Origin of the sequence: Micromonospora sp. NPDC048063 (assembly GCF_043202855.1) — a bacterium.
GTDB lineage: Bacteria > Actinomycetota > Actinomycetes > Mycobacteriales > Micromonosporaceae > Micromonospora.
In genome coordinates, this window is record NZ_JBIDBG010000001.1 from 14,008 (window position 1) to 38,244 (window position 24,237).

Below are 24,237 nucleotides of genomic sequence, written 5' to 3' on the forward strand. Positions count from 1 at the left end.
CGGGCGGCTCAGCCGAGGCGTACCTGCGCCGGCCGTTCGGGCCGGGGGGCACCGTCGAGCGTGGTGACGGCCGGGGCGACGGGCCGGGCCGGCACGATCGGGGCGTCCCGGCCGGTGCCCCGGTGGCCGTTTCCGTCGTGGCTCGACTCCTCGTGGTAGTCCTGCTCCACGTTGACCGACCAGACGTCGTGGCGGGTCCCGCAGGCGATGTTCTCGGCGGTCAGCATCGCCGTGAGCATCGAGTGGTCCTGGTTGTTGTAGCGGTGCATGCCGTTGCGGCCGACCGGGTGCACGTTCGGCACCTCCCGCGCCAGCCAGTCCCGGATCACGCCCACGTTGCGCTGGTAGCGCTCGTCGTAGACCGGGTAGGCCTTCGGCATCCGCACCACGTACCCGGCCTCGACGACGCCCGGCCGGACCAGGCCGAGCCGCTCCAGCTCGGCCGTCGCGGCGGCGACCAGCTCGGCGTCTGGCGTACGCCAGGTCTCGTCGTCCTCGAAGACGAAGTACTCCAGCCCCAGGCAGGTGCGGCCGTCCTTGACCAGGTGCGGCGACCACGACCCGAAGTTCTGGATCCGGCCGACCTTGACCGCCGGGTCGTGCACGTAGATCCAGTTGTCCGGGAACGAGAACTCCTCGGGCACCACGAGCGCGACGGTCAGGAAGTCCCGGTACCGCAGGTCGGCCGCGGCGGCCAGCACCTCCGGCGGGGCGGCCGGGCGCAGCGCGGCCACCAGTTCCGAGATCGGCATCGAGGAGACGACGTGCTCGGCGGGCTCGGTCCGTTGCCCGCCCACGCCGTTGACGGTGACCGCCACCGCCCGGCGGCGCGTCGGGTCGCGGTGCACGGCGGTCACCCAGCTGCCGGTCTCCACCCGGCCGCCGCGCCGGCGCACCTCCTCGGCGCAGCGTTCCCACATCATCCCCGGGCCGAGCCTCGGATACTGGAACTCCTCGATCAGGCTGGTCACGTCCTTGCGGTTGCGCCGGGGCAGCACGGCGTTGCGCACCGCCTTGGCCAGCGACAGGTTCTTGATCCGCTGCGCGGCCCAGTCGGCCTGCAACCGGTCGGCCGGCATCCCCCAGACCTTCTCGGTGTACGTCTTGAAGAACATCGAGTACAGCCGCCAACCGAACCGGGCCGAGACCCAGCCCTCGAAGTGCGACTGGTCCTTCGGCGGGCGCAGCCGGGCCCAGGCGTACGAGCCCATGCACAGCGCCGCCTCCCGGACGCCCAGGTTGCGCAGGGCGTTCGCGGCACTCAGGGGGTAGTCGAACAGCGCGCCCCGGTAGTAGATCCGGCTCATCCTGGGCCGCAGCAGGAAGTCCTCGTCGGGCAGGATCTCGTGCCAGAACTCCTCGACCCGGGCGACCTTGGTGAAGAACCGGTGCCCGCCGATGTCGAAGCGCCACCCGTCCCGTTCGACGGTGCGGCTGATCCCGCCCACCACGTCGTCGGACTCGAACACCCGGACCGGGGCGCCCCGCCGGAGCAGCTCGTACGCCGCGGTCAGGCCCGCCGGTCCCGCGCCGATGACCACCGTGCCGCGCTGTTCGTCCATGCCGTGCCGCTCCCTGCTTCCGCCTGCCGGAGGCGGCCCGCTTACCCGGCATCGGCCCGAACTCACCCCGGATCCGGATGCCGGTTCCGCGGCCCGGCGACCTGGCCGGGCGGCCATCCCGGCCCCGAGCGCACCGCCGGGCGGCCGGGCCGGCGCGCCGCGTACACGTGTCAAGCGCCCCGGAACGGGGATGTGGCACCGTTCTGGCGGCCGGATCGGGAGAAGCGGTGATGGACAGGTGGCGGGCCGTCACGGACGCGCGGCGGCGGGGCGGGCGCCTGCCCGCCCGGCTCGCCCGGCGTGGCCACGACCTGCGGCGCGCCGCCGCGCGGGCCGCCGACCGGGTGCCGGCGCCGTGGCTGTTCGTCGTCGGCGTCTTCCTCGGCACCAAGATCGTGCTCAGCCTCGTCGGGGTGCTCGCGTTGAGCGCCTTCGACGACGTGCCGTGGGCGCCGCCGCCGGACGAGACGACGATGCGCGAGCAGCAGCGGGCGGTCTCCGGGCACCGCGGGGTCTCGCTCTGGTTCGCCTGGGACTCGTTCCTCTACGACCACCTGGCCCGGCTCCCGCTCGACGAGCCGTGGCGGGACTTCGGCTTCCCGCTGCTCTATCCGTTCCTGGCCCGGCCGCTGGCCCCGCTGCTGGGCGGCAACACCGCGCTGGCGCTGCTGCTCGTCGCCAACGTCGCGTTCCTGCTGATGCTCTACTACGCCCACCGGCTGGGCGAGCGGCTGCTCGGCGACGACGCGGCGGCCCGCCGGTTCGTCCGCTACCTGGTGCTGCTGCCGGCCGCGTTCCTGTTCCAGGCGGCGCTGACCGAGTCGCTCTTCCTCTGCCTCGCGCTCGCCGCCTTCCACTACGCCGAGCGGCGGCGCTGGCTGCTCGTGGGCGTCGTGGGGTTCTTCCTGTCGCTGAGCCGCTCGGTCGGGTTCTTCGTGGTGCTCCCGCTGGCCCTGGTGCTGCTGCGGCAGCACGGCTACCGGCTGGGCCCGCGCGCGCTGGGGGCGTACCTCCGCGCCGGTTGGCCGCTGGTGCTGGTGCCCGCCGGCTGGCTGAGCTACATGGCGTTCTGCCGGTGGCAGAGCGGCGACTGGTTCGCCTACAAGCACGCCCAGGAGAGGGGCTGGGGCATCTCCGTGCAGAACCCGCTGGGGGTGCTGTGGCACGGCCTGACCGACTCGCCGCCGCGGGACGCCCTGCGGGTGTGGCTCGCCGTCGTGGTGCTGGTGGTCCTGGTCGCGGGCGTCCGCCACCTCGGGCTGCCCTACCTCACGTACGGGTTGATCATGGTCCTGGTGCCGCTGTCGATGGGGCCGCCGGTCTACAAGAGCCTGCTGCGCTACCTGCTCGCCGCGTTCCCGGTGGGCCTGGTGCTGGCCCGCTGGGCCCGGCACGCCAGCGCCGACGCCTGGCTGACCGCCGCCCTCGCCCTCCTCCAGGGCGCTCTCTTCGTCACCTGGCTCGCCTACTGGACCCACTTCATCATCTGAGGGGCCCGGTGCCGTCTTCACCTGACGGGCCCGGCTCTCTATGATCCCGTTGAAAACTGTCGCCGACCACCCAATCGTGGTTGGCGAAAATCTACGGGCGCGACCGGTGCGCCGGGAAGGGTTGGCATGGCGCTCTCCGCGACCGTCCTCGCCGAGCTGCGCGGCATCGTCGGCCCGGCCCACGTGCACGACGCGGCCGGCGACCTCGTGGCGTACGCCCGGGACGCGACCCCGCTCTTCTCGCACCGGCCCGACGCGGTGGTGTTCCCCGCCGACACCGCCGAGGTCGCCGCCGTGCTGGCCCTGGCCACCCGGCACGGGGTGCCGGTGGTGCCGCGCGGCGCGGGCTCCAACCTGTGCGCCGCGACCGTGCCGCTGCACGGCGGGATCGTGCTGGTGCTGACCCGGCTGAACGCGATCCTGGAGGTCAGCGCCGACGAGCTGCTGGCCCGGGTGCAGCCCGGCGTGACCAGCGCCGCGCTGGCCGACGCCGCCGCGGCGCGCGGCCTGCTCTGGGCACCCGACCCGGGCAGCCGCACCGTCGCGACCGTCGGCGGCACCATCGCCACCTGTGCCGGCGGGCTGCGCGGGCTGAAGTACGGGGTGACCCGCAACTACGTGCTGGGCCTGGAGGCGGTGCTGCCCACCGGCGAGGTCATCCGCACCGGCGGCCGGCTGTGGAAGGACGTCGCCGGGTACGACCTGACCCGGCTGCTCACCGGCTCCGAGGGCACCCTCGCGGTGATCACCGAGGCGACGGTGGCGCTGCTGCCCGCGCCCGCGTCGAGTAACACCGGGGTCGCCTACTTCCCGACGCTCGCCGAGGCGGGGGAGGCCGTCGCCCGGGTGATCCGGGCCGGCGTGGTGCCGGCGACGCTGGAGTTCCTCGACCGGGCCTGCATCACGGCGGTGGAGGACTTCGCCCACTTGGGGCTGCGCGCCGACGCGGGGGCGTTGCTCCTCTTCGGCGACGACGGCCCGCCGGACCTGGTCGCCACCCACCTCGACCGGATCGGCGCGGCCTGCGTCGACGCCGGCGCGGTGGAGGTCACCACCGCCCGCGAGGTCGCCCAGGCCGAGGCGCTGCTGGCCGCCCGCCGCTGCGCGCTGCCGGCGCTGTCCCGCCGGGGCGGGGTGACGATCCTGGAGGACGCCACCGTGCCCCGGCCGCGCATCGCCGAGATGGTCGACCGGATCGACGCGATCGCCGTCCGGCACGACGTCGCCATCGCCACCTTCGGCCACGCCGGGGACGGCAACCTGCACCCCACCTGCGTCCTCGACTCCGCCGAGGACCACGACGCGGTACGCCGGGCCGAGGCGGCCTTCGCCGACGTCTTCGCCGCCGCCCTCGACCTGGGCGGCACCATCACCGGCGAGCACGGGGTGGGGGCGGCGAAGCTGCCGTTCCTCGCCGCCCGGCTCGGCGACGACCAGCTCGCCCTGCTGCGCCGGATCAAGAGCGCCTTCGACCCGGCGGGCGTCCTCAACCCCGGAAAGCTGGGCTCGTGACCGGCGACGTGTTCAACCCGGAGCAGCTGTCCCGCTGCATCTCCTGCGGGTTCTGCCTGCCGGCCTGCCCCACGTACGCGATGACCGGCGACGAGGCGTCGTCGCCGCGCGGGCGGATCACGCTGATGCGGGCGCTGCAGGACGGCACCCTGCCCCCGGACGACGACACGCTCGCCGAGCAGTCCTCGTTCTGCCTGGGCTGCCGCGCCTGCGAACCGGTCTGCCCCGCCGGCGTGGAGTACGGCAGCCTGCTGGAGCAGTGGCGGGTCCACCAGTGGCGCGGCCCGCGCCGGCCGCTGGTGGCCCGCGCGCTGATGCTGCTGGTCGAGCAGCGGTGGGTGCTGCGGCTGCTCGGCCTGGTCCGCCGCGCCGCCCACGGCCCGGCCGCCGCCCCGTCGCCCGAGCCCGGCCCGGCCGCCGCCCCGCCGTCCGAGCCCGGTGCTGCCGGCGGGCCCGACGCGCAGCTCATGCTGGGCTGCGTCGAGCGGGGCCTGTTCCCGGCGGTCAGCCGGGCCGCCCGGGCGCTCGACCCGGGGCTGGCCGTCCCCACCGCGCAGGGCTGCTGCGGCGCGCTGCACGCGCACAACGGCGACCTGGCCGGCGGCGAGCGGCTGGCCGAGCGCCTCGGCGAGGACCTGCCGGGCACGATCGTCACCACCTCCGGCGGCTGCGCGGCGCACCTCGCCTCCGTGCTCGGCCGGGACCGGGTGCGCGAGCTGTCCACCTGGCTCGCCGACCGGCCCGCCGGCGCGGAGCTGCGGGTGGCCGGCCGGCGCGCCCGGGTCGCCCTGCAGGACTCCTGCCACCTGCGCAACGGCCTCGGCGTCTTCGCCGAGCCGCGGGCGCTGCTGCGCCAGGTCGCCGACTACGTGGAGCTGCCCTCGGCGGCCACCTGCTGCGGCGCCGCCGGCACGTACTCGCTGCTGCGGCCGAAGGAGTCGCGGCGGATCCTGGACGCGAAGCTCGACGAGATCGAGGCCGCCGGCGTGGATCTGGTGGTGGCGGTCAACCCGGGCTGCCTGCGGCAGCTGCGCACCGGGCTGCGCCGGCGCCGGTCCCCCGTCCGGGCCGTGCACCTGGCCGAGCTGCTCACCCGCGTCGAGCCGGCGTCCCGACCGGTCTGAGCGGGTCGGGACGCCGGCTCGCGGCCTCACTCGGTGCGGATGCCGTCCGGCCGGGTCAGCCGCCACAGCGCCGGCAGGCTGAGCCCGGTGACCAGCAGCACCACCGCCGCGCCCAGCCCGGTGGAGATGCCCAGCGCCGGCCAGGCGACCGTGACCGGCTCCCGCACCATGCGCAGCAGCACCGCGCCGAGACCCAGCCCGAAGACCACCGCCAGGACGAGCCCGATCACCACCGGCACGGCGGTCTGCCACAGCACCGACCAGCTCAGCGTGCCGCGCCGGGTGCCGACCGCGACCAGCATCGCCAGCAGCCGGCGGCGCTCCCGTAGCTGCTCCAGCACGCCGACCAGCATGCTGGCCCCGATCAGCAGCAGGGTGACCGCCGCGCCGACGTAGAGGCCGCGCCGGATGTTGACGAACTGGGTGGCCTGCGTGGTCCCGGTCAGGGTGAGCACCGAGGCGAACGGGTCGACGCCGGCGGCGACGTTGCGGACGTGCTCCAGCGTGTCCGGCCGGTCGGGCGCGAGCCGCAGGTACGCGTCCGCGCGCAACGGGCCCAGCCGGGCGGCGTCGACCGCACCGGGGGTGGCCAGCACGCTGGTCTGCGCGTGGCCGGCGGGGCCGGGACGGATCGGCGCCTCCCGGGTGTCCCGGGGGATCTGCCAGGCCGACCCGTCGACGTCCGGCACCGTGACGGTGGCGCCCGGCCGGATCTCCGCCTGCGGCGCCGTGGCGTCGCGGACCAGAAAGACGTCGCCGTCGGCGCACCCGTCGAGCCGGGCGAACTCGGCCAGCGCGGCGCAGTCGCCGACCCGCAGGTCGACCAACGTGCCGCCCCCGGCGGCCCCGACGACGGTCCGCAGGGTGGCGTTGCTGCCGGTCACGCCGGGCGCGGCGGCCAGCCGGCCCAGCGCCGCGGCGGCGTCGGGGCGGGCGGGGAACTCCACCTGCACCTGGGCCCGGGAGGTGTCCTGCCCGGTGGCGACGGTGAACCGGTCGGAGACGCCGGCGAAGAGCATCTGCAGCCCGATGGTGCCCGCCACCGCGACCGCGATGCCGTTGACCAGGCGCGCCGAGGTGGCGCTGTCGAGCTGGATGCGCCGCACCGCGAGCTGCCACGGCACGGGACCGCCGCGCAGCCGGCGTACCAGCAGGTCCGTCAACCAGGGCAGCAGGGTGACCACGCCGATCAGCAGCAGCACCGCACCGGCCGCCGTCTGCTGCTCGGCGCCCAGCGGGGCGACACCGGCGGTGCCGGCCAGCAGCAGCCCGAGCCCGGCGGCCGGCAGCAGCAGCCGCCACGCCAGCCGGCGTCGCACCGGCGTCGCGCGCCGGGTCACCCCGAGCGGCTCGACGAGCACGGTGCGCATGGACACCAGGGTCACCACGACGGCGAGCGCCGGCACCGCCACCACCACGGCGGCGACCAGCGGCAGCGGCGGGCGCACGTCCGCGGCGTACACGCTGAGGTCCATCAGGGTGACCAGCGGCACCACCTGGCGGCCGAGCGCGAAGAGCGCGCCGCCGACCGCGACGCCGAGCAGCGCGGCGGTCGCGGCCTCCCCGGCGGCGATCCGCCGGACCATCGCGGCGTCCGCGCCCACCAGCCGCAGCGCGGCCAGCCGCCGGTCGCGGCGTTCGCCGCCGAACCGCACCGCCGCGCCGAGGAAGACGGCGATGGGCAGCAGCAGGACGACGAAGATGACGACCACCAGCACCATCAGCACCGGGCCGAAGCCCTCGCCGGGCATCCCGCCGCCGAACGCGTCCAGCCGGATCGCGTCGTCGTCCGCGCTCAACCGGTCGCTGCCCAGGTAGAAGGCCAGCTCCCGGGGGCCGGCCAGGCCCTCGTCGCCGATGACCCCGGTGACCCGGGCCCCGCCCAGCCGGGGTGCGAACAGCGCGCCGTCGGCGGAGTCGAGCAGGTCGCGCAGCGCGGGGGAGACCACGACCTCGCCCGCGCGGGGCAGCGTCGCCACGCCCGGCGGCGCCGGTGCGGCCGCCCCCTCGGCCTGCAGCATCCGGCCCCGCACGGGCTGCCCCCGGAACGCGGTGTCGACCTGCCGGAGCAGCAGCGTGTTCGCGGCGGCCGGGATCGGCGCGCCCATCCGCAGGTCGTCGCGGGCGTCGCCGCGCGCCTCGCGGGCGTTCAGCGCGCCGGGCACCGCGGCGGCGAGCAGCAGCATCGCCACCCCGACCCCCACGCCGACCGCCGTCAGCACCGCCCGCAGCCAGCCGTCGCGGCCGCCGGTCAGCACCATGCGGGCGCCCATGGCCAGGTCGGCCGCGCCGTGGCGCAGCCGCGTCACGCCACGACCTCCAGGTCGCGGGTGCGGCCGTCGCGCACCACCACCTCCCGGTCGGAGTACGCGGCGACCCGCGCCTCGTGCGTCACCAGCACCACCGCCGCGCCGGTCTCTCGGGCGGCAGCGGTGAGCAGCCGCATCACCCGCTCGCCGTTGAGCGAGTCCAGTGCGCCGGTCGGCTCGTCGGCGAAGACCACCCGGGGGCGGGTGACCAGCGCCCGGGCGACCGCCACCCGCTGCCCCTGCCCGCCCGAGACCTCGCCGGGCCGTTTGCCGGCCACCTCGGCGACCTCCAGGCGGTCCAGCCACCCGGCGGCCCGGCGCTCCGCCTCGCGGCGGCCGACCCGGTCCAGCCGCAGCGGCAGCGCCACGTTCTCCAGGCAGGTCAGTTCCGGCACGAGCTGACCGAACTGGAAGACGAAGCCGAACGACTCCCGGCGCAGCGCGCTGCGCTCGGCGTCGGTGAGGGTCGCGAGGTCACGGCCGGCGAAGAGCACGCGGCCGGAGTCGGGTCGGACGATGCCGGCGAGGCAGTGCAGCAGGGTGGACTTGCCGGAGCCCGAGGAGCCCATCACGGCGAGCACCTCCCCCTCGTGGACGCGCAGGCTGGCGCCGTCGAGCGCCCGGGTGGGGCCGAAGGAGCGGTGCAGGTCCTCGGCGACCAGCAGCGGCGCGGTCACGACCGGACCGCCGCGGCGAGGTCGTCGAGACGGGCGGCGGTCAGCTCCAGCCAGCGCAGGTCGGCCTCCAGGTGGAACAGAGCATGGTCGCAGATCAGCTGCTCGGCGAGGTCGCCGTCGCGCTTGCGGCGGGTCAGCTCGCGCATCAGCCGCAGGTGCTCGCCGCGCTGCACGTCGAGCAGGTCGGCGGCGGAACGGCCGGTCAGCAGGGCCAGCACCACCTTGGTGTAGAGGATGCTCTGCAGGTACGGCTCGGGCTTCTCCGCCCGGGCCAGCCACTGCCCGACATCGGTGACGCCGGCTTCGGTGATCGCGTACCGCTTGCGCTCCGGGCCCTCGCCGGGCTCGACCGCCTCCACCTCCACCAGGCCGCTGCGCAGCAGGCGGGAGAGGGTGGCGTAGACCTGCCCGTACGCGAGCGGGCGGGCGTGGCCGAAGCGCTCGTCGTAGAGGCGTTTGATGTCGTAGCCGTGGCGGGGGGTGGCCTCCAGCAGGCCGAGGAAGGTCTGTCCGATCGACATGTCGGGCACTATACACATCACGTATACGCGGTGTGTATACCGGTAGGGTGTGGCGGTATCCGTCGCATGGGAGGTCACGTGTTCGCCCTGTCCCTGACCGAGGACGTCGAGATGCGTCCCCTCGAACCCTGGCGGGCCGAGGAGTTCCTCGCCCACCTGGACCGGGCCCGCGAGCACATCGCGCCCTGGGTGTCGCCGGCGTTCGTGGCCACCGACCTCGACTCCGCCCGGGCCGTGCTCCAGCGCCACGCCGACCGGTGGGCGCGCGGCGCCGGCGGCATCTGGGGCCTCTGGCGGCAGGGCACCCTGGTCGGCGGGGTCCTGTTCGTCTCGCTCGACACGACGACGGGCGTCTGCGAGGCGGGCTGCTGGTTGGAGCCCGCCGCCGAGGGCCACGGGCTGGTCAGCCGGGCGGCGGAGCGGATCGTCGACTGGGCCGTCGAGGAGCGGGGCATCCACCGGGTCGAGTGGCGCACCAACGCCCGCAACGCCCGCAGCATCGCCACCGCCAAGCGGCTGGGCATGCGCCACGACGGGACGCTGCGCGAGGTCTACCCCGGCCCGGACGGGCGGATCGACCTTCAGGTGTGGTCGGTGCTGGCGCCCGAGTGGCGGGCCCGCCGGTCAGACGTGGGCGAGCACCGCGTCGAGTGAGCGGGGCACCCGGTCCGGCTCCAGCGCGCGCACCAGCAGCTTGGCGTACGCGCTCTTGCGGCCGGACCGGGTGCCGAGGAACCGGCGCAGCTGCGCCTCGACGGCGCGCCCCTGCTGGGCCGGCTGCCGCTGGAACAGCTGGAACGTGCGCAGCTCACCCTCGGCGGCGATGACCTTCCGCACCCCGGCCACGCCGACCGCGCGGCGTCGAGGTCCCGGCCCCGCCTGGCGGCGAGGGTCTCCAGCGCGACCCGGTCGCTCCTGCCCTCGACGAGCACCACGGCCCGCGCGTCGATCCCGACCGTCAGCTCGTGGACGCTCCGCACGTTGGCCACCCCGTCTCCTGGTACGTCGCCCCGCCGGGTCGCACGTTGCGGCGTGCGCCCGGCGCCCGGATCAGTCAGGGGATCGTGGCCCGGCGTGCCCGGCGGTGCAAGCGAGTTGCGGCGGGGCCGGGTCGGCGGCGCGTACGGGGCGCGCCGCCGAGCCGGGGTCAGCGCCGGCCTTCGCGGCGCCTCAGCGTGCGCTCGTAGTCCTGGAACCGCGCCTTGGCGATGACCGAGCGGTCCGCGGCGCGGAGCACGAGCCCCTCGGACCGGCCGGCCGGCCCGTCCAGGGCCACCGTGGTCCGCGGCAGGTGGTCGACGAGGAACGTGTGGGTCTTGTCGATCTCGCGCGGCAGTTCCCCGGCGGCGACGGTGGCGAGGCGGGGCACGGTCGCCAGGCCCAGCGCGTCGGCCCGCGCGACGAGGTCGGTCTCGCCGAGGAAGCGCTGGCCGCCGCCGTCGCGCCAGGCCGAGATCCGCTGGGCCGGCCAGGAGAGCATCGGCGCGGGGTCGTCCAGCACCGCCACGTCGAACAGCCGGTGCCCGACCTGGCGGCTGGCCGTGTAGTGCCGGGAGGCGGCAGTCACCTTGCCGCCGTACACCTCGAGGTAGAAGACGGTGACCCGGTCGTCGGCCGCCGCGCCGGTCAGCCGCTCGGCCACGTCGCGCAGCGCGTCGACGATGCCGAGCGCCGGGTTGCCGATCAGGTCGCCGCGCGCGTACAGCAGCTCCTCCCGGCTGCCGATCAGGTACGCGCCGTCGGGCAGCACGACGATCCGGGCGTTCGTCCCGTCGATCTTCTCGGTGAGGGTGACCGGCCCGGTGAACTCGACGCACTCCGCCAACAGCCCGCCGTCGCGGGGGTCGAGGGCGTGGTAGGTCGGGATCGACGGGTACTTGGTCAGCGAGTTGATGGCCCGCAGGTCGACCGTCCGGACGTCGAGGCTGGACACGGCATCCTCCTGGGTGGCAGGTCCGCCGCACCGGGCTGCGGCGCGGCGCCGGGCGGGCAGCGTAACCGCCCGCGACGGGGCGCCTCGCGGCATTTTCCGATCCGTCGCGTCCACCTTGGACCGTCGGCGGGCGGAAATGTCGTACCCGGCGGCGACCATCCATCCATGGCTGTCCCCGCTCTCACCCCGCACACCGACCAGCCGCGTTCGGTGCCGCTGCGCGAGGCGCGCACCCGGTTCACCCAGCTCGTCGCGCTGGCCGAGCTGACCGACGCCGTCACCGTCGTCACCCGCGACGGCGATCCCCGACCGGTCGCCGCGATCGTGCCGGCCGCCGCCGCCCGCACGGCCGCCCAGGCCCGCGCCGACGCGGACCGCCTCGCCGCCGTGACCGCCGGCTGGGCCCGCCGGCTCGACGAGGCGCACCGGCGCAGCAGCCGGCGGCACTCCGCCGAGCTGCGCGCGGTCACCGCCGCCCTCGCCGAGGCGTGGGCCGAGCTCGACCGCCGCGTCCGGCCGGGCAGCGACCCCGACCTCGCCCGGCTGCGCGCCGCCCACGCCGACCTGCTGGCCGCCGACCCCGCGCCCTGACGCCGGCGGCCCCGCGCCGTGTCGCCGGCGGCCCCGCGCCGTGACAACTGGCGGCACCGTACCGTGACGCCAGCGCCGCCGTGACGCGCGGCGGCGCCGTGTCCCGCTGGCGTCGTCAGACGGCCGGGTACGCGTGGGTCTCCGCCGCCTTGACGGCGGCCCAGACCGGCTGCCCCGGAGCCAGCCGGAGCTGGGCGGCGGCGGCCGGAGTGACGTCCGCTGCCACCTCGACCGGCCCGTCGAGCCGCACCCGCAGGTTGTCTCCGTGCCGCTGCACCCCGGCCACCGTCGCCGCCCAGGTGTTGCGCGGGCTGCCCTCCGGCCGGGACGGGTGCAGGGCCACCGCCGACGGCCGGAAGGCGACGAACGCGTCCCCGACGATCCGGTCGGCGACGGTGAGGGTCAGCCCGTCGGCGACCCGGACGCGGTGCCCGTCGGCGCGGCCCCGGTGCAGGTTCAGCCCGACCAGCCGGGCCACGTAGTCGGTGCGGGGCCGCGCGGTGACCGTCGCGGCGTCCCCCTCCTGCACCACCCGTCCCTCCTCGACGATCACCAGCCGGTCGGCCAGCACCAGGGCGTCCAGCGGATCGTGGGTCACCAGCAGGGTGGCCCCCGGGTGCGCGGCGAGGTGCCGGTGCAGCTCGGCCCGGGTGTCCAGCCTGGTGCGTGCGTCGAGGGCGGCGAGCGGCTCGTCCAGCAGCAGCAGCGCCGGCGCGACGGCGAGCGCGCGGGCCAGCGCCACCCGCTGCGCCTGCCCGCCGGAGAGCTGCCGGGGCCGGCGGTGGGCGTGCTCGGCCAGGCCGACCCGGTCCAGCCAGGCGCGGGCGGTCTCCCGGGCGGTGCGCCGGTCGGCGCCGTGCCGCCGCGGCCCGAACGCCACGTTGTCCAGGGCCGTGAGGTGCGGGAAGAGCAGGTAGTCCTGGAACACCACGCCGACGGGTCGGCGCTCCGTCGGCGTCCAGGCGCGCCGTGCCGGCCGGTCCAGGTCGACGCCGTCGAGGGTGAGGTGGCCGGCGGTCAGGGGGAGCAGGCCCGCGAGGGCCCGCAGCGCGGTGGTCTTGCCCGCGCCGTTGGGGCCGAGCAGCGCGACGACCTCGCCGGCGGCGACCCGCAACGGCACGTCGAGGCGGAATCCGCCCCGGTCCACGACGAGGTGGGCGTCGAGCAGGGGCGCGCTCACGGGCTGGTGATCCAGCGGTCGCGCAGCCCGGCCAGGATGGCCACCGAGACGGTGAGCAGGACGAGGCTGAGCACCACGGCGGCCTGCACGTCCGTCTCCAGCGCCAGGTAGACCGCCAGCGGCATGGTCTGCGTCCGGCCGGGATAGTTGCCCGCGAAGGTGATGGTGGCGCCGAACTCGCCGAGCGCCCGGGCCCAGCACAGCACCGCCCCGGCCGCCAGGCCGGGGGCCACCAGGGGCAGGGTGACGTGGGTGAACGTCGTCCACCGGCCCGCGCCGAGGGTCGCCGCCGCCTCCTCGTACCGGCGGTCCGCGCCGCGCAGCGCGCCCTCGACGGCGATGACGAGGAACGGCATCGCGACGAACGCCTCGGCCAGCACGACGCCGGCGGTGGTGAACGGCAGGGTGATCCCGAAGGTCGCGTCGAGCCAGCCGCCGAGCAGCCCCCGCCGGCCGAAGACCAGCAGCAGCGCCACCCCGCCGACCACGGGCGGCAGCACCAGCGGCACGGTGACGAGGGCGCGTACCAGGCGGCGGCCGGGAAACTCGACGCGGGCCAGCAGCCACGCCAGCGGCACCCCGAGCAGCAGGCAGAGCAGGGTGGCGAGGGTGGCGGTCAGCAGGGACAGCCGCAGCGCGGTGAGCACGCCCGGCTCGGTGAGCCGCTGCGGCAGGGTGGCCCACGGCGTACGGGCCAGCAGCCCGACCAGGGGCAGGACGAGGAACGCCAGGCCGAGCACGGCCGGCAGCAGCAACGCGACCGGCACCCCGGTGCCCCGCCGTCGCCGCACGCCGTCGGTCCGCCTCACGGTGCCTGGAAGCCGGCCTCGGTGAGCACCGTCCGCCCTCGCTCCGAGCGGACGTACGCGACGAAGGCCCGCCCGCCGTCCCGGTTGGGCGCGTCCCGCAGCGCCACGATCGGGTAGTCGTTGACGGCGCGGGCGGACTCGGGGAACTCGACGGCGGTCACGTCGGCCGCGGCGGCCAGCGCGTCCGTGCGGTAGACGAGGGCCGCGTCGACCTCGCCGAGGCGCACCTTCGACAGCGCGCCCCGGACGTCCTGCTCAAGGGTGACCGGGGTGAGGCTGACCGAGGCGGCGTCGAGCGCCGTGCGCGCCGCCGCGCCGCAGGGCACCTGCTCGGCGCAGAGCGCGACGGTCAGCCCGGGGCGGGTCAGGTCGGCCAGCCCGGTCACGCCGCGCGGGTTGCCCTTCGGCACGGCGACGACGAGCTGGTTGCGGGCGAAGACGGCGGGGTCGCCGTCGGCGTTGCCGGCCTCGGTGACCGTGGCCATGTTCCGCGTCGCCGCCGCGGCGAACACGTCGGCCGGCGCGCCCTGGTTGATCTGGGCGGCCAGCGCCGAGCTGCCGGCGAAGTTGAAGACCACGGTGGTGCCCGGGTGGGCCGCCTCGAAGTCCCGGCCGAGCCGGGTGAACGACTCGGTCAGCGAGGCCGCGGCGAACACCGTCACCGTGCCGCCGACGCCCGTGCCGCCGGCCGGGCCCCCGGCGGCCGAGCCCTCGCCGCCGCAGCCCGCCAGGCCCGCGAGGGCGAGCACCGCCGCCACCGTACGCAGCCAGCGCCGGCCCGGGCGTCCGGGCCGTGGCCGAGGTGTCGCCGTCACGATGTCTGCCTTCCCTTGCTGCTGGCCGGGGTGGTGGCCCGTTCCACCACCACCGTGGTCGACTTGATCACCGCGACGGCCAGCGAGCCGACCCGCAGGTCCAGCTCGTCGACGGCCTCCCGGCTCATCAGCGAGACGATCCGGAACGGCCCGGCCTGGATGTCGACCTGCGCCATGACGGTGTCCTTGACGACGTTGACCACGATGCCGCGCAGCCGGTTGCGGGCCGAGGAGGAGTCCGACCGCTCGTCGGGGTCGGCGGCCTGCCCACGCGCGAACGCGGCGAGGTCGACCCCGTCGATCACCCGGTGCCCGTGCTCGTCGCGGCCGGCGGTGAGCCGGCCGGCGTCCACCCACCGGCGCACGGTGTCGGCGCTGACCCCGAGCAGCTCGGCCGCCTCGCCGATGCGGAACGTCGTCACCGGCCCATCCTAACCATCCGGCAGATGCGATGAGTTGGCCCCCTCTGCCCTCGCGATTGCCGCCTCCTGGGCAGCTGGCCCTGGCGTTCGCGAGAGGCGGCACGCATCACCCGGGGCGTCGACACGGGCGGTGTCGGTCGCTTTCCGTACTGTCGCGGCGGTGCGGCGTGGACCACAATGGAGGGCTCGCGCGGGCGGCGACCGGGAGGCCGAGTTGGGTCAGGACAAGGAGACCGGCGGCGACTCGCCGGGGCTGCCGGCCGTGGCGGCGGCGTCCGGTGGCATGTCGCGGTCCCGGCAGGTGCGCCTGGCGGCGCTGCTGCTCCTGCTGGTGGTGGTCGCGGTCGCCGCGGTGCGGGTGATCGTCGCCAGCGGCCCGCCCACCTGGGACGAGCTGCGCGAGCGGGCCGGGCTGACCAACCGCGACAGGCTGCTCATCGGGGTGAAGGACGACCAGCCCGGGGTGGCGCAGAAACTGGAGAACGGCGCGTTCGAGGGCTTCGACATCGACATCGCCTACATGATCGCCGAGGACCTGGGCTTCGACGCGCCGGAGGTGACGCTGCTGCCGATCGAGAGCGAGGACCGGGCCCGACGGCAGGCCCGCGACACCGACGGCAGCTTTGTCACGGTCGACCTGGTCATCGCCTCCTACAGCATCACCGAGGAGCGCCGGGACCAGGGCGTGGTCTTCTCCTTCCCCTACCTGGAGACCGAGCAGTCGGTGCTGACGCGGGCGTCCGACCGCCGGCAGGTCGCCAGCCTGCGGGACCTCGACAAGGCGAAGGTCTGCACGCTGGGGACGTCCACCTCGGAGCAGCGCCTGCGCGAGGCGGGCGCGAACCCGATCGGTCGCAACCGGATCAGCCAGTGCGTCCAGGCGCTCTACGACGGCGAGGTCGACGCCGTCACCACCGACGCGGCGATCCTGGCCGGCTTCGTGGGCCCGCGTCCGCCCGGCGAGCTGCCGCCGGCGACGAAGCTGCTGCGGCGTACGGAGTTGCGGCACTGGGACATCGGCGCGGACGCGGCGGAGAAGTGGGGGGTGAACACGGGGCCCAACCCGGCGATGCGGGACCTCGTCAACCTCTCCCTCTACCAGTCGGCGAAGGGCCCGGACGGCGACCGGTGGAAGGCGGCGTTCGACCGCTATCTGGCCTCGGAGCAGCAGTACAGCAACCCGCAGCAGGTGGCGGTCGGCCGGCAGCCGGAGCCCGAGGAGAAGGTGGAGGTGCGGCAGTGGCCGTGGGAGAGATGGGCGCTGCCGTCTCCGAGCCGGCCGCCGTCGGGCGTCCGGACCGCCGCCCGGGCACGAAGCAGGCGCAACAGGCGCAGCAGTGGCTGCTGACGCTGCTGCCCGCGTTCCCGGTGCTGCTGCTCGTGCTGCGGCTGTGGCGGCTCAGCCGGCAGGACATGCCGACGATGCTGCTGCTGGTGCAGTACGTCAGCCCGCTCGGGCTGCTCAGCGCCCTGCTGATCGCGCTGGTGTGGGCGTTTCCGCTCGTCGTGCTGGTGCTGGCCGTCCTCGGCCGGCTGCTCCAGGTCAGCGCGCCTGACCGGTTCGACCCCGAACGCTCGCTGCTCGCCTACGGCACCGTGCGTACCCCCGGCTGGGTCCTGGTGGCGGCGATCGCGCTGGCGGCCCTCACCTGGCAGTTGCGGTTCCTGCCGCTGCTGTTGATGCTCGCCCTCTGGCTGCTGGCGCTGCGGACCCGGCTGCGCCACCCGGACCGGCCCCGCCGGCTCCTGGTCACCGGCCTGCTGCTGCCCGTCGTCGCGGGGGCCGCGAGCTACGCGTGCCTGGCGCCGGCCGTCCTGGCCGCCGCCCGGCACGGGGAGCTGGCCACGGCCCTGCTGCTGGTCGTGCCGCCGCTGGGGGCGGCGGTGCTCACCGGCCCGGTGCCGCGCCCGGTCGCCCCGGCGCTGACCCGCACCCTGGCGTACGCGGTGGCGGCGGTGGTGCCGCTGGTGATGGGGGTGGTCTTCCTGCGGGTCCCGCTGCTGCCCGCCGTCGCCGTGGAGGTCGGCGCTGAGTCGGGCCCGGCCCGGGAGGTGGTACGCGGCCAGGCGGTCACCGTCACCGACCGGATGACGATCGTGCTCGACGCTCGGGGCGAGGTGCGATTCCTGCCCAACGACCTGGTACGCGGCCAGCGGCTCTGCCCCGATCCCGGGCGGATCCCGGTCAGCCGGGTCGACGTGTACGGCTGGCCGGTGGAGGAGACGGCGCTGGACTGGATGATCCCCCGGCAGCCGGTGGGCCGGCCGGACCCGCGCTGCCTCGGCCGCCTGCCGGCCCCCGGTCCCGCCGCCCCGCCCGCGCCGCCCTCCCCGGGCCCCCGCTGACCCGACGCGGGCCGCGTGTCCGGGGCCGGTCCGTCGACCGGCGGGCGGAACGGCGTCCCGTCCCGCCCGCGGTCGCGCGACCGGGCGGGTCAGCAGTTGCGCAGCTCGGGGGACTGGTTGAGCAGCTGGCCCCGGGCGGAGACGAACCGCCGGTAGGCGTCGGAGTCGACGGCGGCCGGGCGGAACGCGGCGACCCGGTGGCAGTTCTGGAACGCGAGCTTCACCTGGAAGTGCCGCTCCAGCCCGGCCCGGATGGCGTCGCTGGCGAGCGCCCGCAGCAGTTGGCCGCGCTCGGCGTCGCCGGGCGGCGGGATCACGTTGTCGGCGTGGTCCGTGCCGGTGGACTCCAGCTCGGCGACCACCCGGCTGACGGTCTGCCAGGCGTACGGCAGCGAGTCGCGGACGCAGGCGATGAACTCGGTGTCGTCGACGGGGCCGCGCTCGGCGGCGTCGAGCAGGGCGGGGGAGACGGTGAGAGACATGCTTCTCCTCGGGCTCACTGATAATGACTACGATTGCCATTACCGACTCGCGTCGAGCAGACCACGGGCGGCGACGCCCCGTCAAGCACCGACAGGCGCGCCGCGGCGACGCAGCGTGACGTGAGGGCACCGCAGGCGGCGAACCAGGGAAGAGGTGGTGGCGGCGGTCAGCCCCGCCGGGTGGTGCGGCCCTTGAGGCGGCGGCCCAGCTCGCGGGCGATCTCCCGGTCGGCGTCCCGCGCGGCCAGCGCCTGCCGCTTGTCGTACGACTTCCGGCCCTTGGCCAGGGCGAGTTCGACCTTCGCCCAGCCGCCCGCGAAGTACATCGACAGCGGCACCAGGGTCAGCCCGCCCTCGCGGGTCTTCTCCAGGATCCGGGCGATCTCCATCCGGCGCAGCAGCAGCTTGCGGGTCCGTCGGGGCGCGTGGTTGGTCCAGCTGCCGAAGCCGTACTCGGCGATGTGCAGGCCGTGCAGCATGAGCTCGCCGTCGTGTTCCTGGGCGAACGCGTCGACCAGCGACGCCCGGCCCTCGCGCAGCGACTTGACCTCCGTGCCGGCCAGCACGATGCCCGCCTCGTAGGTCTTCAGGATCGTGTAGTCGTGCCGCGCCTTCTTGTTCGAGGCGATCAGCGTGCGCTCGGTCTGCCGGCCCGCGTTCACCCGGTGGAGGATATCCGCCCGGCGCCCCGGGCGACGGGCCCGGTGTTTCGTTCAAAGCCGGCGGGCCTCCCCGGCCAGGCCGGCGAGCAGGCGGGCGACCGCGGGCGGGTGGTGCCGCCCGGCGGCGGTGGCCGCGTACACCCGGCGGGCCGGCGCGTCGTCGGCGTGCAGGCGCAGCAGGGCCAGGTCGGCAGGGGCGGCCCGGACCGCCAGCGCCGGCACCAGCGCGACCCCGAGACCGGCCGCCACGCAGCCCAGCTTGCCGGTCCAGTCGGCGGCGACGATGTCCACCCGGGGCCGGAAGTCGGGCGGCATGGTGGCGCGCATCAACGGGTCCTCGCCGCCGGGCGACCCGGCGACGAACGGGTCGTCGGCCAGCTCCGCCAGGCGCACCGTGCGGCGCCGGGCCAGCCGGTGCTGCCGGGCGACCGCGACCAGCAGGCGCTCGTCGAGCAGGTGGTGCAGGTCGAAGCGCCCGGGGTCCAGCGGGCGGTCGGGCGGCGCGCTCACCACGGCGACGTCGGCGTCGCCGGCGAGCAGCAGCTCCAGCAGGTCCGGCGTCCGCCCCTCCACCACCGACAGGGCCACCCGCGGGTGTGCCTCCCGGAATCCGGCCAGCGCGCGCGGCACGAGGGCCGCCATCGCGGTCGGGAACGCGCCCACCCGCAGCCGGCCGCCACCCAGCCCGCGCAGCGCGTTGAGGTCCCGGTGCGCGGTGGCCAGCCGCTCCAGCACCGCGTCGGCGTGCGGCAGCAGGCACCGCCCCGGCTCGGTCAGCGCGACGCCGCGCGGAAGGCGGTCGAACAGCGCCACGCCGAGGTCGGCCTCCAGCGCGGCGACCTGCCGGGAGACCGCCGACTGCGTGTAGCGCAGCTCGCGGGCGGCGGCCGTGATCGAGCTGTGCCGGGCCACCGTCCGGAACACCTCCAGGGCCAGCGGCTGCATCCCGCGAGCGTACGCGAACCCATGCACCACCCGCATGGCGGCCATCGGAAAGATTCGTTGGTCGCATGGCAGCGCGCTGCCTACGGTTTCCCGCATGACGAAGATCGCCGTACTCGGCACCGGGCGGATGGGGGCGTCGATCGCCCTGCGCCTGCTCGACGCCGGCCACCAGGTGACGGTGTGGAACCGCACCGCCGCCCGCGCCGCCCCGCTCGGGCAGGCCGGCGCGGACGTGGCCCGGACGCCGGCCGGGGCCGCCCACGACGCCGAGGTCGCCATCACGATGCTCACCGACGCCGCCGCCGTCGAGGCGGTGCTGTTCGGGCCGGACGGGGCCGTCCCGGCCCTGCCACCGGGCGCCTGCCTGGTCGAGATGTCCACCATCGGCCCGGCCGCCGTGCACGACCTGGCGACGCGGCTGCCCGCCATCGTCGACCTCGTCGACGCCCCGGTGGGCGGGAGCGTGGCCGCCGCCCGCGCCGGCCGGCTGCGGGTGCTCGCCGGCGGCACCGACGCCGCCGTCGCCCGGGTCGCCCCCGTCCTGGCGGCGCTCGGCGCCGTACGCCACTGCGGCGGCACCGGCAGCGGGGCCGCGCTGAAGCTCGTGCTCAACACGGCGCTGCTCGTGGCCCTCGGCGGGCTGGCCGACACCCTCGCGGTCGCCCGCGCCGTCGGCGTCGACCCGGCCGCGGCCCTCGACGCGCTGGCCGGCGGTCCGCTCGGCGGCGTGCTCGGGCGGGCCGCCGCCCGCGACGCCGACTTCCCGGTCGCCCTCGCCCGCAAGGACCTCGACCTGGCCCGTGCCGCGCTCGGCGCCACCGCGGCCCCGCTGGTCCGGGCGACCCGCACCGTGCTCGACGCCGCCCCCGACCCGACCACCGACATCGCCACCCTCGTCAGCCTGGAGCGCTCGTGAACCTCACCCTCGACAACCCGCCCGCCGTCGCGGCGCCGTTCGGCGACCGGTTCGCCCACGTGGCCCGCCTCGACCTGCCCGGCGGCGCCCTGCTGGTGCTCGCCGGCCAGGTCGCCGTCGACGACGCCGGCCACCTGGTCGGGCCGGGCGACATCGTCGCGCAGTCCGAACGGATCTTCGAGATCGTCGGCGGCGTGCTGTCGGCCCACGGCGCGGGACTGGCGGACGTGCTGCACATCCGGACGTTCCTGACCGACCTCGGCGACCTGCCCGGGTACGCCTCGGTCCGGCGTCGGCTCTTCACCGCCACGCCCCCGCCCGCCAGCACGACGGTGGAGGTGAACCGCCTCTTCCTGCCGGGCGCGTTGATCGAGGTGGAGATCACGGCCGCCGTCACCGGCCCGGGCGCCGCGGCCTGATCCATGCCGGCCCGGTCACCTCCGGCGGTGGCCGGGCCGGCGTGCGTGGTCGCGGGCACCCGGGGCCGACCGTAGGGGCCGGGCGTCGCCGGACCAGCCGGGCGGTGGCGCGGGCCGGCCCCGCGACACGCCGTTAGCACGCTCGTTCGACACGCCGAACACGTGGAGACATCGTGCGATCGCAGCCAGTAGTCTCGGGCGGTCCTCGCCGGTCGGACGCGTCACGGCCACCCCGCCCGGCGGGGCATCCGGTCAGCCCCGCCGCCCGAGGAGCGTCCGTGGAGTCGATGACCCGCCAGCGCCAGCCGTCCGGGGAGGACGACCACCCCGACGACGCCTCCGCCACCGCGCTGCTGCCGGAGCTGGAGGACGCGGACTGGATGCACCACGCGCGGGAGTTCGCCCACACCAGCTTCTGGGCGGTCGCCCGCCGACTGCCCCGGCTGGTCCGGGAGGCGGTCGCGCTGGCCTGGTCCACCAGCCGCCGGGACACCGTCGCCTCGATCGGCCTGAACGTCGCCGCCGGGGTGATGACCACCTTCGGGCTGCTCGCCACGACCAGCGTCCTGCGCGAGCTGTTCACCGCCGGGCCCACCCCGGACCGCGTCCGCGCCGCGCTGCCGGCGCTGACCCTGGCGGCGGCGGCCGTGGCGGCGCGGGGCGGGCTGACGATCGCGGCCGGCTGGGCGCAGGCCCGGCTGACGCCCCAGATCAACTACGAGGTCGAGCTGCGGCTCTTCGAGGCCACCACGGCGGTCGACCTGGCCGCGTTCGACGACGCCGGGTTCGCCGAGGAGATGGACCGGGCCCGGGACCGGGGCATGGGCGAGGCGGCCTACATCGTCGACCACACCGTCAACCTGGTCACCGGGGTGGTGGGGATGCTCGCCACCGCGGTGGCGGTGACGGTGATCCAGCCGGTGCTGCTGCCCTGCCTGCTCCTCGCGGCGGTGCCGCAGGCGGCCACCGCCGTCCGGATCGCCCGCCGGCAGTATCTGGCCATGCTGGCCAGGATCACCCGGCAGCGGCGGATGCGGATGCTGGCCCAGCTGATGGCCAACCGGCACACGGCCGCCGAGGTCCGGTCCTACCAGATGCGCGACTTCCTGCTCGCCGAGTACCGCGCCATGATGACCGTCGAGACCCGCGCCCACCTGCGGCTCGTCCGGGCGCAGACCACCACCCGGGTGGCCGGCGCGACCGCCGCGGGCCTCGCCACCTTCGGCGTCTACGCGGTCCTCGCCGCGCTGCTGCTGAACGGCATGGTCGCGCTCGCCGCCGCCGCGACCGCACTGTTCGCCCTCCAGTCCGCCCGCACGAGCCTCAACGTCGCGGTCCTCGCCACGAACTCGCTCTACGAGGACGCCCTCTACTACCAGGACTACCGCGACTTCCTCGACCGGGCCGGGGCGCGGGTCCCGGCCAGCGGCGGGCGGGCGGTGGACGGGTTCGACGCGGTCGAGTTGGACCGCGTCAGCCTGCGCTACCCGGACACCGAGCGGCCGGCCGTCGACGAGGTCAGCCTCACCGTGCGGCGCGGCCAGGTGGTCGCCCTGGTTGGCGAGAACGGCTCCGGCAAGACGACCCTGGCCAAGCTCATCGCCGGGCTCTACCGGCCGACCGGCGGCGCGGTCCGCTGGGACGGGGTCGACGCCCGCGAGCTGGATCCGCGGGCCACGGGCGGACACGTGGCGGTGATGACGCAGGACTGGTGGAAGTTCCCGTTCACCGCCCGGCAGAACATCCGCATCGGGCGGCACGACCGGGCGCCCGAGCGGCCGGGGCCCAGCGTGCACGACGCCGCGCGGGCGGCGGCCGCGCACGACATGATCGCGGGCCTGCCCTTCGGGTACGACACCCTGCTCGACCGCGAGTTCAAGGACGGACAGGACCTCTCCGGCGGGCAGTGGCAGCGGCTCGTCGCCGCGCGGGGCCTCTACCGGCACGCCGCCCTGTTGATCTGCGACGAGCCGTCGGCCGCCCTGGACGCGCGGGCCGAGCACGCGCTCTTCCAACACCTGCGTCGCCGTCCCGACCGGGCCGTCGTGCTGATCACCCACCGGCTGGCCAACGTCCGGCACGCCGACCAGATCTTCGTGATGGAGCGGGGCCGGCTCGTCCAGCAGGGCACCCACGACGAGTTGATGTCGGCCGACGGCCTCTACCGGGAGCTGTTCGACCTGCAGGCCAGCGGCTACCTCGCCCGTTCCCCGGCGGCCGACGACGGCCTGCCCCGCTGACCGGCCGCCCCGCCGTGGCCGTACGGTCCGCCGGCCGGCGGCCCGACGTCGGCGGCGCGGCGCACCGGAGACCGACCGGCGGTCCGGGTGGCTCCCGTGTTGACTTCCAGCGCACTCGAATTCCTAGCGTGGCCCGGACGCCCGGCGGACCCACGCCGGGCGCGGCGACACGAGGAGCACGAGCATGCGTTACCGCGTCCTGGGCGGCACCGGCATCGAGGTGAGCGTCCACGCCCTCGGCACGATGATGTTCGGCGCGGTCGGCAATCCCGACCACGACGACTGCGTCCGGATCATCCACGCCGCCCTCGACCGCGGCGTCAACCTGGTCGACACCGCCGACATGTACTCGGCCGGCGAGAGCGAACGCATCGTCGGCCGGGCGCTGCGAGGCCGCCGGGACGACGTCGTGCTCGCCACCAAGGTGCACTTCCCGATGGGGGAGGGGCGCAACCGGGGCGGCAACTCGCGACGCTGGATCCTGCGGGCCGTCGAGGACAGCCTCCGCCGGCTCGACACCGACTGGATCGACCTCTACCAGGTGCACCGCCCCGACCACACCACGGACATCGAGGAGACCCTCGGCGTCCTGAGCGACCTCGTCCGGGCCGGCACGATCCGGGCGTTCGGCTGCTCCACGTTCCCGGCCGAGGAGATCGTCGAGGCGCAGCACGTCGCCGAGCGGCGCGGCCTCGGCCGGTTCCGCACCGAGCAGCCGCCGTACTCGATCCTGGCCCGGGGCATCGAGGCCGACGTGCTCCCGGTCTGCCAGCGGTACGGCATGGGGGTGCTCGTCTGGAGCCCGCTCGCCTCGGGCTTCCTGTCCGGCCGCTACCGCCACGGCCGCCCCGTCGACCTGGCCGCCGGCCGACCCGCGCTCACTCCGGCCCGGTTCGACCCGTCGATCCCCGGCAACGCCGCCAAGTACCAGGCGGTCGAGCGGCTGGTCGAGCTGGCCGGGGACGTCGGCTGCTCGCTGCCCGAGCTGGCCGTGGCGTTCACCGTGGCCCACCCCGGGGTCACCTCGGCGATCCTCGGGCCGCGGACGATGGAGCAGCTCGACGGGCTGCTCGCCAGCGCCGCGCTGACCCTCGACGACGCCACGCTCGACCGGATCGACGAGATCGTCCCACCCGGCACCGACCTGTACGCCCCGGACGGCGTCTGGCGCCCGCCGGCGCTCACCGACCCGGCCCGCCGTCGCCGCCCGACCGCCGACCGGCCCGCCGCCTGACCGCCGGCCTGCCCGCCCAATCGCCTGGCGCGGATCATGCTCGGGGAG

Annotated in this window: 24 protein-coding genes; 11 read left to right on the plus strand and 13 right to left on the minus strand. The window is 75.9% G+C overall.

Annotated elements, in window-relative coordinates:
• Nucleotides 1–8: 8 nt before the first annotated feature.
• Nucleotides 9–1,562 carry an NAD(P)/FAD-dependent oxidoreductase gene (locus ACGFZ2_RS00100; protein ID WP_393448489.1) on the minus strand — a complete coding sequence of 518 codons (1,554 nt, stop codon included), beginning with the start codon at nt 1,560–1,562 and terminating at the stop codon, nt 9–11.
• Nucleotides 1,563–1,792: 230 nt separating this feature from the next.
• Between ACGFZ2_RS00100 and ACGFZ2_RS00105 the strand changes: the two genes are divergently transcribed.
• The 3 genes from ACGFZ2_RS00105 (at nt 1,793) to ACGFZ2_RS00115 (ending at nt 5,688) form a co-directional block, all read left to right on the plus strand.
• Nucleotides 1,793–3,052, plus strand: a complete 1,260-nt coding sequence (locus ACGFZ2_RS00105) for a hypothetical protein (protein ID WP_393266550.1) — start codon at nt 1,793–1,795, stop codon at nt 3,050–3,052.
• A gap of 126 nt (nt 3,053–3,178) precedes the next feature.
• On the plus strand, nt 3,179–4,564 hold the full coding sequence (locus ACGFZ2_RS00110; RefSeq protein WP_393266547.1) for an FAD-binding oxidoreductase: 1,386 nt from the start codon (nt 3,179–3,181) through the stop codon (nt 4,562–4,564).
• Nucleotides 4,561–5,688, plus strand: a complete 1,128-nt coding sequence (locus ACGFZ2_RS00115) for a (Fe-S)-binding protein (RefSeq protein ID WP_393448492.1) — start codon at nt 4,561–4,563, stop codon at nt 5,686–5,688. Before ACGFZ2_RS00110 ends, ACGFZ2_RS00115 begins: the two co-directional genes overlap by 4 nt.
• Before the next feature lie 26 nt (nt 5,689–5,714).
• Here the strand turns inward: ACGFZ2_RS00115 and ACGFZ2_RS00120 are convergent, their stop codons facing one another.
• The 3 genes from ACGFZ2_RS00120 to ACGFZ2_RS00130 are packed head-to-tail and all read right to left on the minus strand — an operon-like array spanning nt 5,715 to nt 9,195.
• A complete protein-coding gene (locus ACGFZ2_RS00120) occupies nt 5,715–7,997 on the minus strand; it encodes an ABC transporter permease (RefSeq protein ID WP_393448495.1) in 2,283 nt (760 codons plus the stop codon).
• Entirely contained in the window at nt 7,994–8,674 is a 681-nt protein-coding gene (locus ACGFZ2_RS00125) for an ABC transporter ATP-binding protein (RefSeq protein ID WP_393448498.1), read from the minus strand. The genes ACGFZ2_RS00120 and ACGFZ2_RS00125 overlap by 4 nt, the downstream gene beginning before the upstream one ends.
• Nucleotides 8,671–9,195: a PadR family transcriptional regulator gene (locus tag ACGFZ2_RS00130; RefSeq protein ID WP_393266538.1), complete on the minus strand. Its 525-nt coding sequence runs from the start codon at nt 9,193–9,195 to the stop codon at nt 8,671–8,673. The genes ACGFZ2_RS00125 and ACGFZ2_RS00130 overlap by 4 nt, the downstream gene beginning before the upstream one ends.
• Before the next feature lie 78 nt (nt 9,196–9,273).
• Between ACGFZ2_RS00130 and ACGFZ2_RS00135 the strand changes: the two genes are divergently transcribed.
• Complete coding sequence (locus ACGFZ2_RS00135) at nt 9,274–9,849, plus strand: GNAT family N-acetyltransferase (protein ID WP_393448501.1); 576 nt, start codon at nt 9,274–9,276, stop codon at nt 9,847–9,849.
• Here the strand turns inward: ACGFZ2_RS00135 and ACGFZ2_RS00140 are convergent.
• On the minus strand, nt 9,820–10,032 hold the full coding sequence (locus tag ACGFZ2_RS00140; protein WP_393448504.1) for a hypothetical protein: 213 nt from the start codon (nt 10,030–10,032) through the stop codon (nt 9,820–9,822). The two genes, ACGFZ2_RS00135 and ACGFZ2_RS00140, sit on opposite strands and share 30 nt — an antisense overlap.
• 310 nt (nt 10,033–10,342) lie before the next feature.
• Nucleotides 10,343–11,128 carry an RNA ligase family protein gene (locus tag ACGFZ2_RS00145; RefSeq protein WP_393266530.1) on the minus strand — a complete coding sequence of 262 codons (786 nt, stop codon included), beginning with the start codon at nt 11,126–11,128 and terminating at the stop codon, nt 10,343–10,345.
• A 165-nt stretch (nt 11,129–11,293) separates the two neighbouring features.
• Here ACGFZ2_RS00145 and ACGFZ2_RS00150 point away from each other — a divergent pair, with 165 nt between their 5' ends.
• Nucleotides 11,294–11,719: a type II toxin-antitoxin system Phd/YefM family antitoxin gene (locus ACGFZ2_RS00150; protein ID WP_357701938.1), complete on the plus strand. Its 426-nt coding sequence runs from the start codon at nt 11,294–11,296 to the stop codon at nt 11,717–11,719.
• Between the two features lie 115 nt (nt 11,720–11,834).
• Here ACGFZ2_RS00150 and ACGFZ2_RS00155 read toward each other — a convergent pair whose 3' ends face one another.
• The 4 genes from ACGFZ2_RS00155 to ACGFZ2_RS00170 are packed head-to-tail and all read right to left on the minus strand — an operon-like array spanning nt 11,835 to nt 14,945.
• The gene (locus tag ACGFZ2_RS00155; protein WP_393266527.1) at nt 11,835–12,899 is read right to left on the minus strand and encodes an ABC transporter ATP-binding protein; all 1,065 of its coding nucleotides are present in this window, start codon (nt 12,897–12,899) and stop codon (nt 11,835–11,837) included.
• Nucleotides 12,896–13,708: an ABC transporter permease gene (locus tag ACGFZ2_RS00160; protein WP_393266526.1), complete on the minus strand. Its 813-nt coding sequence runs from the start codon at nt 13,706–13,708 to the stop codon at nt 12,896–12,898. Before ACGFZ2_RS00160 ends, ACGFZ2_RS00155 begins: the two co-directional genes overlap by 4 nt.
• The gene (gene modA, locus ACGFZ2_RS00165; RefSeq protein WP_393450167.1) at nt 13,705–14,475 is read right to left on the minus strand and encodes a molybdate ABC transporter substrate-binding protein; all 771 of its coding nucleotides are present in this window, start codon (nt 14,473–14,475) and stop codon (nt 13,705–13,707) included. The genes ACGFZ2_RS00160 and modA overlap by 4 nt, the downstream gene beginning before the upstream one ends.
• Before the next feature lie 44 nt (nt 14,476–14,519).
• Nucleotides 14,520–14,945, minus strand: a complete 426-nt coding sequence (locus ACGFZ2_RS00170; protein WP_393266523.1) for a molybdopterin-binding protein — start codon at nt 14,943–14,945, stop codon at nt 14,520–14,522.
• A 214-nt stretch (nt 14,946–15,159) separates the two neighbouring features.
• Here ACGFZ2_RS00170 and ACGFZ2_RS00175 point away from each other — a divergent pair, with 214 nt between their 5' ends.
• Together ACGFZ2_RS00175 and ACGFZ2_RS00180 are read left to right on the plus strand one after the other, a co-directional pair.
• The gene (locus ACGFZ2_RS00175) at nt 15,160–16,293 is read left to right on the plus strand and encodes a transporter substrate-binding domain-containing protein (RefSeq protein WP_393448507.1); all 1,134 of its coding nucleotides are present in this window, start codon (nt 15,160–15,162) and stop codon (nt 16,291–16,293) included.
• Nucleotides 16,185–17,291, plus strand: a complete 1,107-nt coding sequence (locus ACGFZ2_RS00180; protein WP_393448510.1) for a hypothetical protein — start codon at nt 16,185–16,187, stop codon at nt 17,289–17,291. The genes ACGFZ2_RS00175 and ACGFZ2_RS00180 overlap by 109 nt, the downstream gene beginning before the upstream one ends.
• A gap of 89 nt (nt 17,292–17,380) precedes the next feature.
• On the opposite strand, the gene ACGFZ2_RS00185 is transcribed toward ACGFZ2_RS00180, so the two are convergent.
• From ACGFZ2_RS00185 to ACGFZ2_RS00195, 3 genes are all read right to left on the minus strand, one after another.
• Entirely contained in the window at nt 17,381–17,773 is a 393-nt protein-coding gene (locus ACGFZ2_RS00185) for an SCO5389 family protein (RefSeq protein ID WP_393266516.1), read from the minus strand.
• A 167-nt stretch (nt 17,774–17,940) separates the two neighbouring features.
• Nucleotides 17,941–18,435 (minus strand): SsrA-binding protein SmpB, encoded by a 495-nt coding sequence (smpB, locus tag ACGFZ2_RS00190; protein WP_393448513.1) that lies wholly within the window; start codon nt 18,433–18,435, stop codon nt 17,941–17,943.
• Nucleotides 18,436–18,486: 51 nt separating this feature from the next.
• The gene (locus tag ACGFZ2_RS00195; RefSeq protein WP_393448516.1) at nt 18,487–19,380 is read right to left on the minus strand and encodes a LysR family transcriptional regulator; all 894 of its coding nucleotides are present in this window, start codon (nt 19,378–19,380) and stop codon (nt 18,487–18,489) included.
• A 94-nt stretch (nt 19,381–19,474) separates the two neighbouring features.
• Here ACGFZ2_RS00195 and ACGFZ2_RS00200 point away from each other — a divergent pair, with 94 nt between their 5' ends.
• From ACGFZ2_RS00200 to ACGFZ2_RS00215, 4 genes are all read left to right on the plus strand, one after another.
• Entirely contained in the window at nt 19,475–20,296 is an 822-nt protein-coding gene (locus tag ACGFZ2_RS00200) for an NAD(P)-dependent oxidoreductase (RefSeq protein ID WP_393266510.1), read from the plus strand.
• Nucleotides 20,293–20,715, plus strand: a complete 423-nt coding sequence (locus ACGFZ2_RS00205) for a RidA family protein (RefSeq protein ID WP_393448519.1) — start codon at nt 20,293–20,295, stop codon at nt 20,713–20,715. The genes ACGFZ2_RS00200 and ACGFZ2_RS00205 overlap by 4 nt, the downstream gene beginning before the upstream one ends.
• 287 nt (nt 20,716–21,002) lie before the next feature.
• Entirely contained in the window at nt 21,003–22,955 is a 1,953-nt protein-coding gene (locus ACGFZ2_RS00210) for an ABC transporter ATP-binding protein (RefSeq protein ID WP_393450170.1), read from the plus strand.
• Between the two features lie 184 nt (nt 22,956–23,139).
• Nucleotides 23,140–24,189 carry an aldo/keto reductase gene (locus ACGFZ2_RS00215; RefSeq protein ID WP_393266505.1) on the plus strand — a complete coding sequence of 350 codons (1,050 nt, stop codon included), beginning with the start codon at nt 23,140–23,142 and terminating at the stop codon, nt 24,187–24,189.
• The last annotated feature ends 48 nt before the right edge of the window (nt 24,190–24,237 follow it).

Coding starts and splice junctions, on each gene's coding strand:
- ACGFZ2_RS00100 (WP_393448489.1), bottom strand. CDS start 1,562: ATGGACGAACAGCGCGGCACGGTGGTCATCGGCGCGGGACCGGCGGGC.
- ACGFZ2_RS00105 (WP_393266550.1), top strand. CDS start 1,793: ATGGACAGGTGGCGGGCCGTCACGGACGCGCGGCGGCGGGGCGGGCGC.
- ACGFZ2_RS00110 (WP_393266547.1), top strand. CDS start 3,179: ATGGCGCTCTCCGCGACCGTCCTCGCCGAGCTGCGCGGCATCGTCGGC.
- ACGFZ2_RS00130 (WP_393266538.1), bottom strand. CDS start 9,195: ATGTCGATCGGACAGACCTTCCTCGGCCTGCTGGAGGCCACCCCCCGC.
- ACGFZ2_RS00150 (WP_357701938.1), top strand. CDS start 11,294: ATGGCTGTCCCCGCTCTCACCCCGCACACCGACCAGCCGCGTTCGGTG.
- ACGFZ2_RS00185 (WP_393266516.1), bottom strand. CDS start 17,773: ATGTCTCTCACCGTCTCCCCCGCCCTGCTCGACGCCGCCGAGCGCGGC.
- ACGFZ2_RS00195 (WP_393448516.1), bottom strand. CDS start 19,380: ATGCAGCCGCTGGCCCTGGAGGTGTTCCGGACGGTGGCCCGGCACAGC.
- ACGFZ2_RS00200 (WP_393266510.1), top strand. CDS start 19,475: ATGACGAAGATCGCCGTACTCGGCACCGGGCGGATGGGGGCGTCGATC.
- ACGFZ2_RS00210 (WP_393450170.1), top strand. CDS start 21,003: ATGACCCGCCAGCGCCAGCCGTCCGGGGAGGACGACCACCCCGACGAC.
- ACGFZ2_RS00215 (WP_393266505.1), top strand. CDS start 23,140: ATGCGTTACCGCGTCCTGGGCGGCACCGGCATCGAGGTGAGCGTCCAC.